The sequence below is a fragment of the Neptuniibacter sp. QD48_11 genome (assembly GCF_047778095.1).
GTDB lineage: Bacteria > Pseudomonadota > Gammaproteobacteria > Pseudomonadales > Balneatricaceae > Neptuniibacter.
The window spans coordinates 2,650,016-2,665,354 of the sequence record NZ_CP180551.1 but is presented as its reverse complement, the minus strand read 5'-3'; the positions used below and the strand labels follow the sequence as shown (position 1 = coordinate 2,665,354).

18 protein-coding genes are annotated in these 15,339 nt (G+C 44.0%); 11 read left to right on the top strand and 7 right to left on the bottom strand.

What is annotated here, in order from left to right; all coding sequences use genetic code 11:
• Position 1: 1 nt before the first annotated feature.
• From ACMXYU_RS12365 to ACMXYU_RS12355, 3 genes are read right to left on the bottom strand one after another with little or no spacing between them, the layout of a single operon-like run.
• The gene (locus ACMXYU_RS12365) at positions 2-520 is read right to left on the bottom strand and encodes a KdsC family phosphatase (RefSeq protein WP_415898914.1); all 519 of its coding nucleotides are present in this window, start codon (positions 518-520) and stop codon (positions 2-4) included.
• Positions 520-1,491: a KpsF/GutQ family sugar-phosphate isomerase gene (locus ACMXYU_RS12360; RefSeq protein ID WP_415898913.1), complete on the bottom strand. Its 972-nt coding sequence runs from the start codon at positions 1,489-1,491 to the stop codon at positions 520-522. Before ACMXYU_RS12360 ends, ACMXYU_RS12365 begins: the two co-directional genes overlap by 1 nt.
• A 19-nt stretch (positions 1,492-1,510) precedes the next feature.
• A complete protein-coding gene (locus ACMXYU_RS12355) occupies positions 1,511-2,467 on the bottom strand; it encodes a calcium/sodium antiporter (RefSeq protein WP_415898912.1) in 957 nt (318 codons plus the stop codon).
• Positions 2,468-2,676: 209 nt separating this feature from the next.
• On the opposite strand from ACMXYU_RS12355, the gene ACMXYU_RS12350 reads away from it, so the two are divergent.
• The 9 genes from ACMXYU_RS12350 to hisD all read left to right on the top strand — a co-directional run bounded on the left by ACMXYU_RS12350 (position 2,677) and on the right by hisD (position 9,278).
• Positions 2,677-3,492 (top strand): ATP-binding cassette domain-containing protein, encoded by an 816-nt coding sequence (locus ACMXYU_RS12350; protein WP_415898911.1) that lies wholly within the window; start codon positions 2,677-2,679, stop codon positions 3,490-3,492.
• Positions 3,489-4,268, top strand: a complete 780-nt coding sequence (mlaE, locus tag ACMXYU_RS12345; RefSeq protein ID WP_415882006.1) for a lipid asymmetry maintenance ABC transporter permease subunit MlaE — start codon at positions 3,489-3,491, stop codon at positions 4,266-4,268. The genes ACMXYU_RS12350 and mlaE overlap by 4 nt, the downstream gene beginning before the upstream one ends.
• 1 nt (position 4,269) lies before the next feature.
• Positions 4,270-4,728, top strand: a complete 459-nt coding sequence (gene mlaD, locus ACMXYU_RS12340; protein ID WP_415898910.1) for an outer membrane lipid asymmetry maintenance protein MlaD — start codon at positions 4,270-4,272, stop codon at positions 4,726-4,728.
• Positions 4,729-4,730: 2 nt separating this feature from the next.
• Positions 4,731-5,372 carry an MlaC/ttg2D family ABC transporter substrate-binding protein gene (locus ACMXYU_RS12335; RefSeq protein WP_415898909.1) on the top strand — a complete coding sequence of 214 codons (642 nt, stop codon included), beginning with the start codon at positions 4,731-4,733 and terminating at the stop codon, positions 5,370-5,372.
• The gene (locus ACMXYU_RS12330; protein WP_415898908.1) at positions 5,372-5,662 is read left to right on the top strand and encodes an STAS domain-containing protein; all 291 of its coding nucleotides are present in this window, start codon (positions 5,372-5,374) and stop codon (positions 5,660-5,662) included. The genes ACMXYU_RS12335 and ACMXYU_RS12330 overlap by 1 nt, the downstream gene beginning before the upstream one ends.
• A 113-nt stretch (positions 5,663-5,775) precedes the next feature.
• Positions 5,776-6,018: a BolA family protein gene (locus ACMXYU_RS12325; protein ID WP_415882002.1), complete on the top strand. Its 243-nt coding sequence runs from the start codon at positions 5,776-5,778 to the stop codon at positions 6,016-6,018.
• Between the two features lie 21 nt (positions 6,019-6,039).
• Complete coding sequence (gene murA, locus ACMXYU_RS12320) at positions 6,040-7,302, top strand: UDP-N-acetylglucosamine 1-carboxyvinyltransferase (protein WP_415882001.1); 1,263 nt, start codon at positions 6,040-6,042, stop codon at positions 7,300-7,302.
• A gap of 18 nt (positions 7,303-7,320) precedes the next feature.
• The gene (gene hisG, locus ACMXYU_RS12315) at positions 7,321-7,968 is read left to right on the top strand and encodes an ATP phosphoribosyltransferase (RefSeq protein WP_415898907.1); all 648 of its coding nucleotides are present in this window, start codon (positions 7,321-7,323) and stop codon (positions 7,966-7,968) included.
• A gap of 2 nt (positions 7,969-7,970) precedes the next feature.
• Positions 7,971-9,278 carry a histidinol dehydrogenase gene (hisD, locus tag ACMXYU_RS12310; protein ID WP_415898906.1) on the top strand — a complete coding sequence of 436 codons (1,308 nt, stop codon included), beginning with the start codon at positions 7,971-7,973 and terminating at the stop codon, positions 9,276-9,278.
• Positions 9,279-9,371: 93 nt separating this feature from the next.
• On the opposite strand, the gene ACMXYU_RS12305 is transcribed toward hisD, so the two are convergent.
• Positions 9,372-10,517: a S1C family serine protease gene (locus tag ACMXYU_RS12305; RefSeq protein WP_415898905.1), complete on the bottom strand. Its 1,146-nt coding sequence runs from the start codon at positions 10,515-10,517 to the stop codon at positions 9,372-9,374.
• 77 nt (positions 10,518-10,594) lie between these two features.
• Between ACMXYU_RS12305 and ACMXYU_RS12300 the strand changes: the two genes are divergently transcribed.
• The gene (locus ACMXYU_RS12300) at positions 10,595-11,356 is read left to right on the top strand and encodes a Nif3-like dinuclear metal center hexameric protein (protein WP_415898904.1); all 762 of its coding nucleotides are present in this window, start codon (positions 10,595-10,597) and stop codon (positions 11,354-11,356) included.
• Here the strand turns inward: ACMXYU_RS12300 and ACMXYU_RS12295 are convergent.
• Both ACMXYU_RS12295 and ACMXYU_RS12290 read right to left on the bottom strand, forming a co-directional pair.
• Complete coding sequence (locus tag ACMXYU_RS12295; RefSeq protein WP_415898903.1) at positions 11,353-11,904, bottom strand: YhcB family protein; 552 nt, start codon at positions 11,902-11,904, stop codon at positions 11,353-11,355. The two genes, ACMXYU_RS12300 and ACMXYU_RS12295, sit on opposite strands and share 4 nt — an antisense overlap.
• Before the next feature lie 204 nt (positions 11,905-12,108).
• A complete protein-coding gene (locus tag ACMXYU_RS12290; RefSeq protein ID WP_415881995.1) occupies positions 12,109-12,864 on the bottom strand; it encodes a FadR/GntR family transcriptional regulator in 756 nt (251 codons plus the stop codon).
• 136 nt (positions 12,865-13,000) lie between these two features.
• Here ACMXYU_RS12290 and ACMXYU_RS12285 point away from each other — a divergent pair, with 136 nt between their 5' ends.
• Positions 13,001-13,984 (top strand): MDR family oxidoreductase, encoded by a 984-nt coding sequence (locus ACMXYU_RS12285; protein WP_415898902.1) that lies wholly within the window; start codon positions 13,001-13,003, stop codon positions 13,982-13,984.
• A 79-nt stretch (positions 13,985-14,063) separates the two neighbouring features.
• Here ACMXYU_RS12285 and ACMXYU_RS12280 read toward each other — a convergent pair whose 3' ends face one another.
• Positions 14,064-15,242, bottom strand: a complete 1,179-nt coding sequence (locus tag ACMXYU_RS12280; protein WP_415898901.1) for an NnrS family protein — start codon at positions 15,240-15,242, stop codon at positions 14,064-14,066.
• Between the last annotated feature and the right edge of the window lie 97 nt (positions 15,243-15,339).

Genomic DNA, 15,339 nt, shown 5'->3' with positions numbered 1-15,339 from the left:
TTTAAAGGTACTTAGCATGTAATTGTTCAAGTTTACCTTGAGCTTCAAGGATATGCTCGCAAAATTCTCTTGCAGCCCCTTCACCACCTCTGCGTAAGCTACACCAATCGGCATGTTGCTTAACCAATTCGTGCCCGTTTGGAACAGAGGCGCCGAATGCGCAGTGACGAATAGCGGATAGGTCCGGCAAATCGTCACCTATATAAGCAGTTGTAGCTGCACTATGTGAGGTGTTAGACCAAAGCTCTTCTAAAGCGATAAGCTTATCTTCGCGGCCTTGAAATAGGTAATGGATACCCAGTGATTTACTGCGAAGTTCTACTTGTGGGGAACTACGCCCTGTAATGATTGCAGTCTCGATTCCTGCTTCCATCAATAGTTTTAGACCAAGGCCGTCCAGTGTATTGAACTGCTTGACCTCTTGACCATTGGGGAGAAAAAGAAGCTGGCCGTTGGTTAAAATGCCATCTACATCAAAAACAGCAAGTGTAATGTTCTTTAGAGAAGTTGTTACTGTCATTAAATTACGCCTGCTTTAAGTAGGTCGTGCATGTTTAGAGCGCCAATTGGTCTATTTGATTCATCCGTCACAATAAGTGCGTTTATCTTCTTGGCTTCCATTATTTGTAGGCACTCAGCAGCTAAGGCTTCGCTACTGACTGTGGTGCCTTTACGAGTCATGACATTATCTATAGCTGTGGTTTTAAGATCTACGTTCTGATCTAGCGCCCGGCGTAAATCTCCATCGGTGAATATGCCGAGTAACTTGCCGTCTTTATCTACGATTGTAGTCATACCTAGGCGTTTACGAGTCACTTCTAAAAGTGCTTCTTGTAAAAGGGTTCCTGATTCAACCTCCGGCACGTCCTGATCAGCATGCATAATATCGCTTACTTTTAGGAGTAGCTTTCGTCCTAAACTGCCGCCTGGGTGGGAAAAAGCAAAATCTTCAGCGCTAAACCCGCGTGCTTCTAAAAGAGCTATAGCTAATGCATCTCCTAGCACTAATTGAGTTGTAGTACTTGAAGTTGGGGCTAAACCAAGAGGGCAGGCTTCTTTTTCAACGCCAATATGGAGGTTTGCATCAGAAGCTGTGGATAAGGTTGAATCTGCATTTGCCGTAATACTTATAAGCGGTGCCTTTATTCTTTTTAATAGAGGAATGATGGTAACGACTTCGGCTGTTTCTCCTGAATTAGATAGGGCGATAACCACATCGTTTGAAGTGATCATTCCTAGGTCACCATGACTTGCTTCGCCAGGGTGAACAAAGAAGGAGGGGGAGCCAGTGCTTGCTAGAGTTGCAGCAATTTTTTTACCGATGTGACCTGATTTCCCCATGCCTGTAACAATGATTCTGCCGGTACATTGAAACATCAGTTCGCAGGCACGAATAAAATTCTCATCCAGATGGCTAACTAAATCAGAAACTGCTTCCGCTTCGAGTTGAATCGTACGTCTTGCTGAACTGAGAAAATCAGGTTGCGACATCAGAAACCTATTATGTTAATTAAGAGACGGTCATAGTGTATAGCAGGACCAGATAGCCTGCATAGGCAGCAGTTAAAAGGCTGCCTTCAAATCGACTGATAGAAGGGGGCTTTTGCCAAAGGGCGAACGCCATCAGCGCAAAAGTTAGGCCTAGCATAGCAACATAGTCTCGTTGTAGAACGATTGCATCCATGCCAATTGGAGCAATAAGGCCTGGAACTGCCATCACTGCGACAAGGTTGAAAATGTTAGAGCCCACTACGTTGCCAATAGCGATGTCGTGATGGTTCTTTAATGCGCTTGCTACAGATGCAGCTAATTCGGGAAGGCTTGTGCCTATGGCAACGATTGTAAGGCCTACAACGAGTTTGCTAACGCCCATTGCAAATGCGATTTCACTTGCGCCCCAAACAAGTAACCTAGAGCTTGCAGCTAGAACAGCCAATCCTGCGATCAACCAAAAAATTGCCTTTTTAGTTTCCAGTTCGGGTAGCTCTTCTTGATCATTTGCCAATTCATCTTGAGGCGCATTTTTTTGAAAACGATTAAACAGATAAAGGCATACTGCTAGGGCAATTAGCAGAATAACGCCATCCATGCGGCTTAGATTCAGGTCGAAAAGAATTACACCGGCAAGTAGGGTGACGCCTAATAGGAGAGGCAGCTCTTTTCGAAGAACGCCTGATTTTACGGGTAAAGGCGCAATAAGTGCGGTAATACCAAGCACCAGTGCGATGTTAGCAATGTTAGAACCAAGTGCGTTACCAATTGCAAGGTCTCCAGCTCCGGATGTGGAAGCCATGATCGAAACTAGAATTTCGGGTGCTGAAGTACCAAATGAAACAATTGTCAGGCCGATAAGCATCGGTGACATACCAAAATTTTTAGCTGTCGCCGCAGCCCCTTCTACAAACTTATCTGCACTCCAGACTAATAAAACTAAGCCGGCCAATAGTGCCAAAATTGGGTAAAGCATAAAGAAAATATGTTCCAGTATTAGATGAAGGACGCTATTAAAACAGAATGCAGTTATTGTTTAAATCGGCACGAAGTAACTATAGGTAAATATTCCCGTTTTTATATCGAAATGGTATAGTTGCGGCCCCACAAAGTAGGGGTTATTGAATAAAGCCTGAACAGTGGAACGGACTTAAGCTGTTTTGCACGTTTTATAAATGGAATCTTATGAGTCAGTTTGATGATGTAGTCATCGATATTCAGCAGTTGAGCTTCGCTCGAGGTGAAAGGCCGATATATAGTAATGTCGATCTTAAAATACCTCGCGGAAAAATTACTGCAATCATGGGCCCTTCAGGTACCGGTAAAACAACACTGCTAAAATTGATTGGCGGTCAGTTGAAACCCGATACAGGCTCTATCTCGATTGATGGTCAAAATATCCCAGAATTAAGTCGTAGCGAACTGTTTTCGGTTCGTGAACGTATGGGTATGCTTTTTCAGAGCGGCGCTCTTTTTACCGATATGAGCGTATTTGAAAATGTGGCTTTCCCTCTTCGTGTCCACACGAATCTATCTGAAGATATGATTCGCGATATCGTATTGATGAAACTTCATGCAGTCGGTTTGCGCGGTGCTAATGAACTAATGCCAAGCGAACTATCGGGTGGTATGGCACGACGTGTTGCGCTTGCACGAGCGATTGCATTAGATCCAGATATTTTAATGTATGATGAACCATTCACTGGTCAAGACCCTATTGCAATGGGTGTGCTAGTTAATCTCATCAGGCATCTAAATAACTCTTTAGGCCATACCAGCATCATTGTTTCACATGACATTCAGGAAACTTTAGGTATAGCTGATTACGTATTTATTCTTGCTGATGCAAAAGTCGTTGCTCAGGGCACGCCAGAAGAGTTGTTGGAAGTAGAGTCTCCACAGGTGAAACAGTTTATGCACGGCTTGCCAGATGGCCCTGTGCCGTTTCATTTTCCTGCAGGTGATTATGCTGATGATTTGCTACAAGGTGGTTTGAAATGAACAAATTAGCCTCCTTAGGGCATGTGACATTAAGTAAGCTTGCGGCGTTCGGGCGAGCAACAATGATTCTATTTCAATCATTGATTGCCAAGCCGCAGCCGCTAATGATGTTTCCTTTATTGGTAAAACAGATCTATTTCGTTGGCGTGCTGTCGATGATTATTATTGTCGTATCGGGTCTGTTTATCGGTATGGTGCTAGGTCTGCAAGGCTACACCATTCTTGTCGATTACGGATCTGAACAAGCCGTAGGGCAAATGGTTGCGTTGAGTTTGGTTAGAGAATTAGCCCCAGTTGTGACTGCCTTGCTTTTCGCCGGGCGAGCTGGCTCTGCTTTAACGGCGGAAATTGGCTTGATGAAAGCGACAGAGCAGCTTTCTAGCTTAGAAATGATTGGTGTTGACCCATTGCGTCGCATTATTGCGCCACGTTTTTGGGCTGGCTTTATCTGCTTACCTATTCTGGCGGCGATATTCGCAATCGTAGGGATCTATGGTGGCGCTTTGGTGAGTATTGATTGGCTGGGTATCTACGATGGCTCTTTTTGGGCCAATATGCAGAACTCAGTAGACTTTTATGAAGATGTTGTTAACGGCTTAATTAAAGCGGTTGCCTTCGGCTTCGTTGTAACTTGGATTGCTGTATTCCAAGGCTATGACTGTATACCAACCTCGGAGGGTATTAGTCAGGCTACAACGAAAACAGTGGTTTATTCATCCCTTGCGGTGTTAGGCCTAGATTTTATTCTTACAGCAGTAATGTTTGGAGAACTTTGATATGCGTATGCGGGTCTTGGAGATCAGCGTAGGTGCCTTTGTTTTGGCAGGTATTTTAGCGTTGGTAGGATTGGCGTTGAACGTAAGTGGTTTAAGTATGTCTACAAGTGACAATACTTATACTGTTTATGCCCGCTTTGAAAATATTGGTGGCCTGACACCTCGAGCAAAAGTAACAATGTCTGGTGTCACTATTGGTAAAGTTACAAGCATTGAACTAGACACGGAACAGTTGGTCGCTAAAGTTTCTATGGAAATTAATGGCGATGTAGATTTTCTTTCCATCGATAGTTCTGCAGCGATTCTAACTGCAGGTTTGCTGGGTGAGCAGTATATCGGTGTTACCGTTGGAGCCGAAGAGGAATACCTTAGTGATGGTGGATTTATCGAAGATACTCAATCAGCGTTAGTGCTGGAGGAGTTAATCGGTAAATTCCTCTTCAATGAAGCGAGTGAGTAATTATGTTACAGCAGGTTTTTAATCGATTAGGTCATTTGGCTGCGATCGTTGCTTTCATGTTTTCTTTCAATGCTTATGCATCATGGGAAGAGGCGGGTAAAGTGATTGAAGGTGCTACTTCAGACGTTCTTCAGTTATTAGAAAATGAAGAGCTTCTAAAGGAAGAGCAGAAAGATCAATTAGTTGCAGAAATTGACACTATCCTTTCTCCTGTAGTGGATTTCGATTACATCGCAAAAGGTGTAATGGGTAAGTACTATCGTAGAGCTTCAAAGGAACAGCGTGAACAGTTTAGTGGTGTTTTTAAAACAACTTTGTTGAAAACTTACGCTAAAGCGCTTGTCGGGTTCAAGATTGAACGTTACGAGATGGTGCCACCTCGTAAAGAAAGCCCTGATGAGAAAAAGCAGATTGTGACTGTAAACGTTTTTGCTGCAGATGGTACTAAGTTTGCGCTGATCTACTATATGAAAAAGAGTGCAGATGAGTGGAAATTAGTGAACGCTGTTTTGGATGGCAGCGTAAATATCAAACTTAGCTTTAAAAACCAGTTTGCAGATCTGATGCAGCGTAATCGTAATAATGTCGATAAAGTTATTACGAGCTGGAAAGATAAGGTAGACCCAGACAAGGAAAGTGCTTAATGACAAACGCTAGCATTAAGTCAGCGCAGTTAATTGCGATTGAAGGGGAGCTTAAATTCCCTGCGATAATGCAACTTCGTAAGCAGGTCGAATCGTTATTGTCTGGACTGAATGGTAAGGCACAAGTAGATTTTGCCGAGGTTACTTCAGTAGATAGTTCTGCGTTGTCTTTTTGGCTGTGTTGTTTACGTTTTGCAAAACGCAATAAATTGGAGCTTGAGCCGATCAACTTACCTGTAGAAATGCAGGGTATTGCAAAATTGGTTGGGCTAGAAGATCTAACAAATTGATTAGTATTCAGTGATATTGGATTTAAGGCGATGCTTAGCATCGCCTTTTTTGTCATGATCCGGTATTATTTCCGCCTTATTTTTATCTAGAAGTATTCTATCGGGAGCTTTGCATGCAGGCTGAACAGGTTAAGCAGATTCTGGAATCTCAACTTGAGAACTGTGTAGTTACAACCGCAGGTGAAGGGTGTGATTTTCAGGTAACCGTTGTAGGTGAACTGTTTGAAGGGCTGCGTCCGGTTAAATGTCAGCAGCTTGTCTATGCTTGCTTGAATGAGCATATCGCAAATGGAACGATTCACGCTCTAACGATTAAGACATACACCCCAGCGCAGTGGGAAGCTTCCCAGAACTAAACGCCTTTTACTGGATTGACCATGGATAAACTTATTATTACAGGTGGCGAGCAGCTCACAGGTGAAGTTCGCATCTCCGGTGCTAAAAACTCGGCGTTACCTATTCTTGCTTCCGCTTTGCTAGCGTCTGAGCCAGTTACAATTTGTAACTTGCCACACTTACATGACATTACGACGATGCTTGAACTTTTGCGTCGTATGGGTGTTGAGCTAGTTATTGATGAAAAATTAAATGTAGAAATTGATGCCAGCACAATCGATAAACTAGTTGCACCTTATGAACTAGTAAAAACGATGCGTGCATCAATCTTGGTACTGGGCCCTATGGTGGCGCACTTTGGCGAAGCTGAAGTATCACTTCCTGGTGGTTGTGCGATCGGTTCACGCCCAGTCGATCTTCATATTCAAGGTCTACGCGCAATGGGCGCAGACGTTGTTGTTGAAGGTGGTTATATCCGTGCTAAAACTAATGGTCGCTTAAAAGGTGCCCGAGTATTCTTTGATACTGTAACGGTTACAGGTACTGAGAATATTCTGATGGCTGCTACGCTGGCCGAAGGCCAAAGTATTCTTGAAAATGCTGCTCGTGAACCCGAAGTGGTAGACCTTGCAGAATGCTTGATCGCCATGGGTGCAGACATTACTGGTCACGGAACAGATACCATTGTTGTGAATGGCGTTGAAAAACTACACGGTTGTAAATTCCCTGTGGTTGCTGACCGAATTGAAACGGGTACGTACCTAGCAGCTGTAGCGGCAACGCGCGGTAAGGTAAAGATCAAAAACACATCGCCAGCCATTCTTGATGCTGTTCTGCAAAAGCTTGAAGAAGCGGGAGCACACATAACTACGGGCGATGACTGGATCGAACTGGATATGAAAGGCCAGCGTCCAAAAGCAGTTAATGTAACTACTGCGCCTTATCCTGCATTCCCAACAGATATGCAAGCGCAATTCTCTGCGATGAATGCGGTATCTGAAGGTGTCAGTATTCTAAAAGAAACAATATTTGAAAACCGCTTTATGCACATGCAAGAGATGATTCGCATGGGCGCTAAAATCAATATTGATGGCAATACAGCAGTTGTAGAAGGGGTCGAACGTTTACAGGCAGCACCTGTTATGGCAACCGATCTGCGTGCTTCTGCAAGTTTGGTTATTGCTGCATTGGTTGCAGACGGTGACACCGTAATTGATCGTATCTACCACATCGATCGTGGTTACGAGTGTATTGAAGAAAAATTACAGTTATTAGGCGCACGTATTAAGCGTGTTCCAGGTTAAACAGGTATATAGAACGCTATGAAGCAGCAACTAACGATTGCACTGTCCAAGGGACGTATCCTCAAAGAAACTCTGCCTTTATTGGCGGAAGCTGACATTGTGCCGGCAGAGGATATTCATAGCAGCCGTAAACTGATTTTTGATACAAACCATGACAACATCAAATTGGTTGTCATTCGTGCTACAGACGTACCGACTTATGTTGAGTACGGTGGCGCGGATATGGGTATCGCAGGTAAAGATGTTCTGCTTGAGCATGGTGCTGTTGGTTTGTATGAGCCTTTGGATCTGAAAATCTCTAAGTGCAAGCTTATGGTTGCAGGTATGAAAGGGGCTAAGCCAGTTGAAGGTCGAATGAAAGTTGCTAGTAAGTTTGTCAATGTGACCCGTGACTACTTTGCCAAACAGGGTTGTCAGGTCGATATCATCAAGCTTTATGGAGCTATGGAATTAGCACCCCTAATGGGCTTAGCTGATCGCATCGTTGATATCGTAGATACAGGTAATACTTTGCGAGCTAACGGTCTAGAGCCGATGGAAGAGATTGCGGATATCAGCTCACGTTTGGTTGTTGGTCAGCCTTCAATGAAGATGAAGCACCGTCAGATCCAACCGATCTTAGATAAATTAGCTGATGCAATTGCTCGCCGTGATGGAGAAGCGTAATCATGACTGATTTGAATATTAAACGTCTAGATTCTACTCAGGCTGATTTCCGTCAGCAGATGGATAAACTGCTTGCGTGGGAAGCAGTATCTGATGAAAAAGTAAATCAGATCGTCAATGAGATCCTTCAGCGTGTTGAGCAAGAAGGCGATTCTGCGGTTGTTGAGTACACTAACCGTTTTGATAATACGTCTGTTTCAGAGATGTCTGAGCTTGAGATGAGCAAAGAGCGTCTGCAAGCTGCTTTGGACAATCTTCCTGAAGATCAGCGTAAAGCCCTAGAAATTGCTGCTGAGCGTGTTCGTAGCTACCACGAGCGTCAACTTGTTGATTCGTGGCAGTACACTGAAGCCGACGGCACTATGCTAGGTCAGAAAGTAACGCCAATGGATCGTGTTGGTCTGTATGTACCAGGCGGAAAAGCTGCGTACCCATCTTCAGTATTGATGAACGCAATGCCAGCAAAAGTTGCGGGTGTTGAAGAGATCATTATGGTTGTGCCAACACCAGGTGGTGAAGTTAACGAGCTGGTACTTGCAGCAGCATGTTTATCAGGCGTTGATCGCGTTTTCTGTATTGGTGGTGCACAAGCGGTTGCAGCCTTAGCTTATGGTACAGCAACTGTACCTAAAGTAGATAAGATTGTAGGTCCAGGTAACATCTTTGTGGCAACAGCGAAACGTGCGGTATTTGGCGCTGTTGGTATCGATATGATTGCTGGGCCGTCAGAAATTCTTGTGGTTTGCGACGGCCAGACTGACCCTGATTGGGTTGCGATGGATCTTTTCTCCCAAGCTGAACACGATGAAGATGCGCAGCCAATTCTTGTTACACCTGATGCACACTTCATTGATGCGGTAGAAGCCAGCATCAATAAATTGTTGCCAACTATGGAGCGTAAAGAGATTATCGAAACCTCTCTACGTCTTCGTGCAGCGCTGATTAAGGTTGCAGATATGGATGAAGCGATCGAAGTTTCAAACCGTATCGCTCCAGAGCACTTGGAATTGTCTGTAGAAGATCCTGAAGCGTTATTGCCTAAGATTCGTCATGCAGGTGCGATCTTTATGGGACGTTATACAGCTGAGGCACTAGGTGACTACTGTGCAGGTCCTAACCACGTTTTACCGACGTCTGGCACTGCTAGGTTCTCTTCTCCTCTAGGTGTATATGACTTCCAGAAACGTTCTTCTTTGATCATGTTCTCTGAAGATGGTGCTTCTGAAATGGGTAAAGTTGCATCAGTACTTGCGCGCGGTGAAAGTCTTACAGCGCATGCTCGTTCAGCCGAATACCGCATTAAGTCTTAATTGAAAAACTTAGACAACTTTTGATAAAGGGCTGCCAGAAATGGCGGCCCTTTTTGTTTGTAGGGTAAAAGCTATTTGCTGAGTAATGCAAAATTAGTTACGGCTTTTAGGGCGTTCGCCAATTTCAGCATCAAAGGAGAGCTCTTTACCTTCCCTAAGAACTTTAACTGTGACTACCTGACCTGGTCGAAGACGGGCGATTTGAGTCATCGATTTACGGCCATCCAAAATAGGATTGTCATTGATGGTCAGCATCACGTCACCGGGTTGTAGGCCCGCTATATGGGCTGGGCCGTTGCGGAACACGCCTGCAATGATAAGTCCTTGAAGTTTTTTAAGGCCAAATGATTCAGCTAGGCTAGGCGTAAGCTCTTGTATCTCAATGCCCAACCAACCGCGAACAACGCGACCGTGCTGTATTAAGTCCAGCATCACTTGCTTGGTTAGGTCTGATGGAATTGCAAAGCCTATGCCTTGAGAGCCACCTGATTTAGAGAAAATTGCGGTATTAATACCAATCAGATTGCCAAAGGCATCAATCAAAGCACCGCCAGAGTTACCCGGATTGATGGCCGCATCTGTTTGTATAAAGTCTTCATATGTATTCAGGCCGACACTGTTTCGGCCCGTGGCACTGATTATGCCCATAGTTACGGTTTGCCCAACACCAAATGGGTTGCCGATGGCTAGGACTACATCCCCAACGCGATAATTTTCAGTTTGGCCGAGAGTAATACTTGGTAAGTTATCCAATGTAACCTTTAAAACGGCTAAGTCTGTTTCCGGGTCTGTACCGATGACTTCTGCGGCAGCTTCTCTCCCATCTTTTAAAGCAACGATAATACTATCGGCACCCGAAATTACATGATTGTTTGTAACTATATAACCTTGAGAGCTAAGAATTACACCAGAGCCTAGGCTGGACTGAACCCGTTCTCGTTGTGGAATGCTGTCGGAATCAAAGAAGTTGCGGAAAAAAGGATCATTGAAGAGAGGGTGTACATTCTGTCTAACAACTGTTTGGGTGTAGATATTAACAACTGCAGGGGCAGCGACTTCTACAGCATCTGCGTAAGATACAGGACCAATATTTCCTTGCAGAACCGTGTTGTTACGGGCTTCACGGAACTCAATGGTAGAGTTTGAGCTATCTAATAGATCTGGAAAGACTTGTAAAAGAAGAATGGCGACAAGCACGCCTGAGAGAATAGGCCAGAAAAGAAAGTTAAATTTACGCATGAGTGTATAGTCGAAACGCCATAAACAAGCTTAGAATTATACGATTAATATTCCCTTTGTGAATGGATAACAGAAGAATGTCGGTAAAACTATCAGATCTAATTGCATATATAGATCAGCGCTTAGAGCCAAACCAATTTAAAGATTACTGTCCGAATGGATTGCAAGTGGAAGGGCGTAGCGATATTAGTAAAGTTATATCTGGTGTAACGGCTTCTCAAGCTTTGATAGATAGAGCTGTCGATGAAAAGGCTGATGTATTGTTAGTGCATCATGGCTTTTTTTGGAAAGGAGAGAATAGCTGTATTACAGGGATTAAAAAACGTCGCATCAAAGCCTTGCTAGATAATGATATAAGCTTGCTTGCTTATCATCTGCCATTAGATGCGCACCCTGAGATCGGCAACAATGCTCAACTGGCTAAGCTTTTAGGAATCGAGGGTTTTGGGGCTTTAGAACTTGGTAATCCTCGTAGTATTGGAAACACGGGTGAATTAGCTGAGGCTATTTCTGCAGAAGGGTTTGCTGATCATATAGAGGCGATTTTAAAACGTAAGCCTCTACTTCTTAAAGGCGGAGACCATCCTATTAAAAAGATTGGGTGGTGTACGGGCGGTGCCCAAGGTTATATCGAGAAGGCGATAGAGCAGGGCTTGGATGCTTTTATCTCTGGTGAGGTCTCAGAACCAACCTTCCACAGTGCGATAGAGAATGGTATTCACTACTTTGCTGCAGGTCATCATGCAACGGAGCGTTATGGTGCTAAGGCATTAGGTGAAGAGCTGGCGCTGAAATTTGGGCTTCAGCACCAGTTTATCGATATAGACAATCCAGTTTAAGCTTTTGCTTTAGGCTCTGCTGTTTCTGCGTCTACATTGCTAGGCGCATCAGCAGGAACCTGCTCTTCCTCTTTAGTTTCCTGTTCCTCTTTCAAACCAAAAGTTTCAGATAACGTACCTTCATCTTCAGGTGATTTAGGTGCGTAATCTCTAGGTGGTTCTGAAGAGCTTTCTGCTTGTTCTGTGTCGGTAGCTGGTTTTGCTTCAGCTTCAGCTGAAGGTTCTTCTGCTTCGCTTTCTAGTTTCGGAGTCAAAGAGGGTTCAATGGCTAGATCAACGCTTCCTGGCTGACATAAGCCTTGCGCGCCAGTAGCAAGATGTTCGTGAACATCTTTGTAGCTGTTAGTCAGGTTGTTAACTAGCGCTGCTGTTTTTTCAAAGTGTTCAGTTACTTCGTTCTTGTAGCTGTCTAGTTCTTTTTGGGTGCTTTCAAGTTTTTCAGCAAGTTCTGCTTGACGTTGTGCGTCTCCGCCAGAACGTCCCATCAAAAAACCAATTACGGCGCCAACAACAAGGGCTGCAATACTAATAAGCCAAACGTTTTCCACAAAAACTCCTTATAAACTTGGCATTTTAATTTGAATTAGGTGCTGACAAAGAGAGCCTGAATTATTTTATAAGGTACAGCATCAAGGGATCTTTGCGAGCTTTGTGCAAGGATAAATCAATTATCTATTCCTGCCTATAATAAATAATTTTCGACTTTATCGGCAGATAAATGAACTATAGATTGGTCGAATTTATCCGTATCATCACTTTAAGGCGCTTTGTTCTGCCGCTTTTTGATGAGAGGACTGGGCCTCGCAATGTAACTGATCGAGATACTCAATCTGTTCCTTGATGATAGCTTTAGCTAAATTGATATCTCGATCTTCAATCGCACCTAGTAGTCTACGATGTTGCCCTAAGATAATTTCTCTTTCGCGGAAACGGTAAGCAATCATGTTAGCAACCGGTTGCAGAGCCTCGATCAACGAATACATCACAAAACTTAGCATACGGTTACCACTTGCATCGGCTATAGCGCGATGAAAGCGAACATCAGCGGCACAGAAATCTTCAGGGCTGATATTGGTATTGGATTGATAATTTAATTCAGCTCGCAGTTTTTCTAGGTCTTGTTCGGACCTATTTGCGCAGGCGTGTTGGCAGCATAAGCTTTCTAACTCTAATCGAGTGCTACTCACCTCAGTTAAAGATATCTGATTCATGCTGACAAACAGGGTTGCAGCGGTAGTCATCTGGTCACTGAGCTCTTCAGCACCTAAGTGGTTTACGAACGTGCCGCCAGTAGGCCCTCGGCGTGAACGAATTAAGTTCTTAGCAGCTAAGCGCTTGAGTGCTTCTCGAACCGTAGGGCGCGATACGTGAAAGCGTTCAGCTAGTTCACCTTCTGTAGGAAGGCGATCGTCTGCTTTTAGAGAGCCATCTAAAATCGCTTCCTGTAATTGGTCAGCGACTTGTTTAGACAAGCTGGACTTATTGATCGGGGCTACTTCTAGGCTCACGTATTACTCCATAGGATTGCTAATACTACGAATAAGCTATTCTACATAAACTGAAACAATAACATCATAGCTTGTATCATATAAAAATCTATTTTATATTTGTATGACAAATAGATAAATAAGTTGGGAGATCGGCATGTTCAAAGCGCTCGTGTTAAATCAAAACGACGGTAAGACTGTAGCAGAAGTGACGGAATTGAGTTTGGATCAATTACCAGATCAGAATGTTTTGGTTAAAGTCGATTACTCCTCGTTAAACTACAAAGATGGTTTAGCCATTACAGGCAAGGGCAAAATTATTCGCAACTTTCCTATGGTACCGGGCATCGATTTAGTTGGCACAATAGAAGAGAGTGCTGATGATCGTTATCAAAAAGGCGATAAAGTTGTACTGACAGGTTGGGGGGTAGGAGAAAACCATTGGGGTGGATTTTCCGAGTATGCTCGCCTAAATGCAGATTGGTTAGTGCCTCTGCCTGAAGGCATGGATCCTGTTCGTACTATGCAGATTGGTACAGCAGGTTTAACTGCAATGTTATGCATCATGGCTTTGGAAGAGGGCGGTGTTACACCTGATAAAGGTCCAGTCATTGTTAGTGGGGCCGCTGGTGGTGTAGGTAGTGTTGCAGTAGCAATCTTGGCTGGGCTTGGTTATCAAGTGACAGCGATTACGGGGCGCCCTGAAACAGAGGGCTATCTTAAAGGCTTAGGTGCTTCAGAGATTGTAAGTCGAGAGGAGATGGCAGAGCCAGCAAGGCCTCTAGAGAAACAGCGCTGGGCCGGTGCGGTTGATACTGTGGGTGATAATATCTTAGGTAGAATTCTATCTGAAACCGATTATGGCGGTGTTGTAACAGCATGTGGTCTTGCTGCAAGCTTTAAACTACCAACAACGGTTATGCCTTTTATTCTTCGCAATGTTCGTTTACAAGGGGTTGATTCGGTGATGTGCCCTTATGAGCGTCGTCAAGAAGCTTGGAAAAGGCTACAAGCACAATTACCTGATAATGCTGTGGGTGATATTGCTCAAATCATCGCGCTAAATGAATTACCTGACTATGCTGAACGTATCACCAATGGCCAAGTTAAAGGTCGAGTGGTTGTAGATCTAAATAGCTAAGTAATCTACAGTTTAATTGAAAAAAAACGGCTCTATGTTAGAGCCGTTTTTTTATGGGCTGATTAGATCGAAGGCTGAACTATCCGTATAAGCCATCTAATCGAGGTTTTATCAGAATTGGGGTGTAAATAATTAGGAATAGTACCCAAGAGAGCATCCATAGCGTGCCAGATAAGTGCAGCGTTGTGAGGTAAGAAAGAGGTAATAGCCCCACGCTTAATCGCACAGCTGCGGCTAATAGCATCAATATAAAGGCAGTAATGATGAGCGGTCCGACTTTAAGAGGTTGACCTGTGTGTCCCAAAGAAACACGCGCCATCATTCCCAGTGTTAACCCCCCAATACTTCCAGCAGCAAAGGCGTGGTAAGCAATCGAAGTGCTAATTAGATCCAGTAAACTTAGGCTATAAAGGATAAAACCCAACGCTACAAACAGGTAGCCAAACTGAAGAATCCACACCAAGGGTACCGCAAAAATCCGTTTATCGAACCAGCCTGCAACCCGAATAAGGTTAGCGAATCCCACTAATAGGCTGATGCCAATAATTAGAGGCTTAATCTCTGTCAGGCTTAAAAGAACCCAAATCGCAGTTAGGGGAATAATCGCTTTCTCCAGCCAAGCATGTTTTGTGACTTTTACGCCTTCAACTCCGCGTTCGGTAAAAAATGGAATAACGCGTCCACCTAAGATACTTATGACCATGATGACTAAAAACAGGCCTAGTTGAATACCTTTAGATGCTGTTGTCTCAGTGTAGCCAAGTAGTTGCAGGTGCATGAGTAGATTGGCTACAAAGAAGCCAAGCAGGAGTGGCACAAACATCAAATTACGATAGTTTCTAGACTTAATAACTGGCCAAGCCACGCAAGCGGCCACCATAGGCGCGAAGGCTAAATCAGTGACAGCGATCAACCAAGGTTCGATCACTGTGAATAAGGGCATTAAACGCGCACTAAACCAGAGTAAAAAAAGTGCCGCGAGAGGCCAGCTGTAAAGGGTTTGCACGTTAGTCCATGTCTTAACAGCGGTCATTAAAAAGCCGGCGATGATTGCTAGAGAGAAACCAAATAGCATTTCGTGGGCATGCCAGAATACCCCATAGTTATAGTGGTGAGGCTGAATGCCGCCACTATAGATAACTAGCCATGCAGCCATTAAAAGTATGGCTGAGAGTGCGCCACCTAAGAAAAATGGGCGAAATGCCAAATTAAAAAGTGAAAAGGGAGACGGGGTGCGCCTTTCTTGTAGTTGGATCATGGGATCTCTCCGCCGCTTATATCAGCAGTGTTATAATCTACACTAAGAATTATTAAATGTGTATTAAAGATACATTTTAAAGAAGTGTTAACGTTCA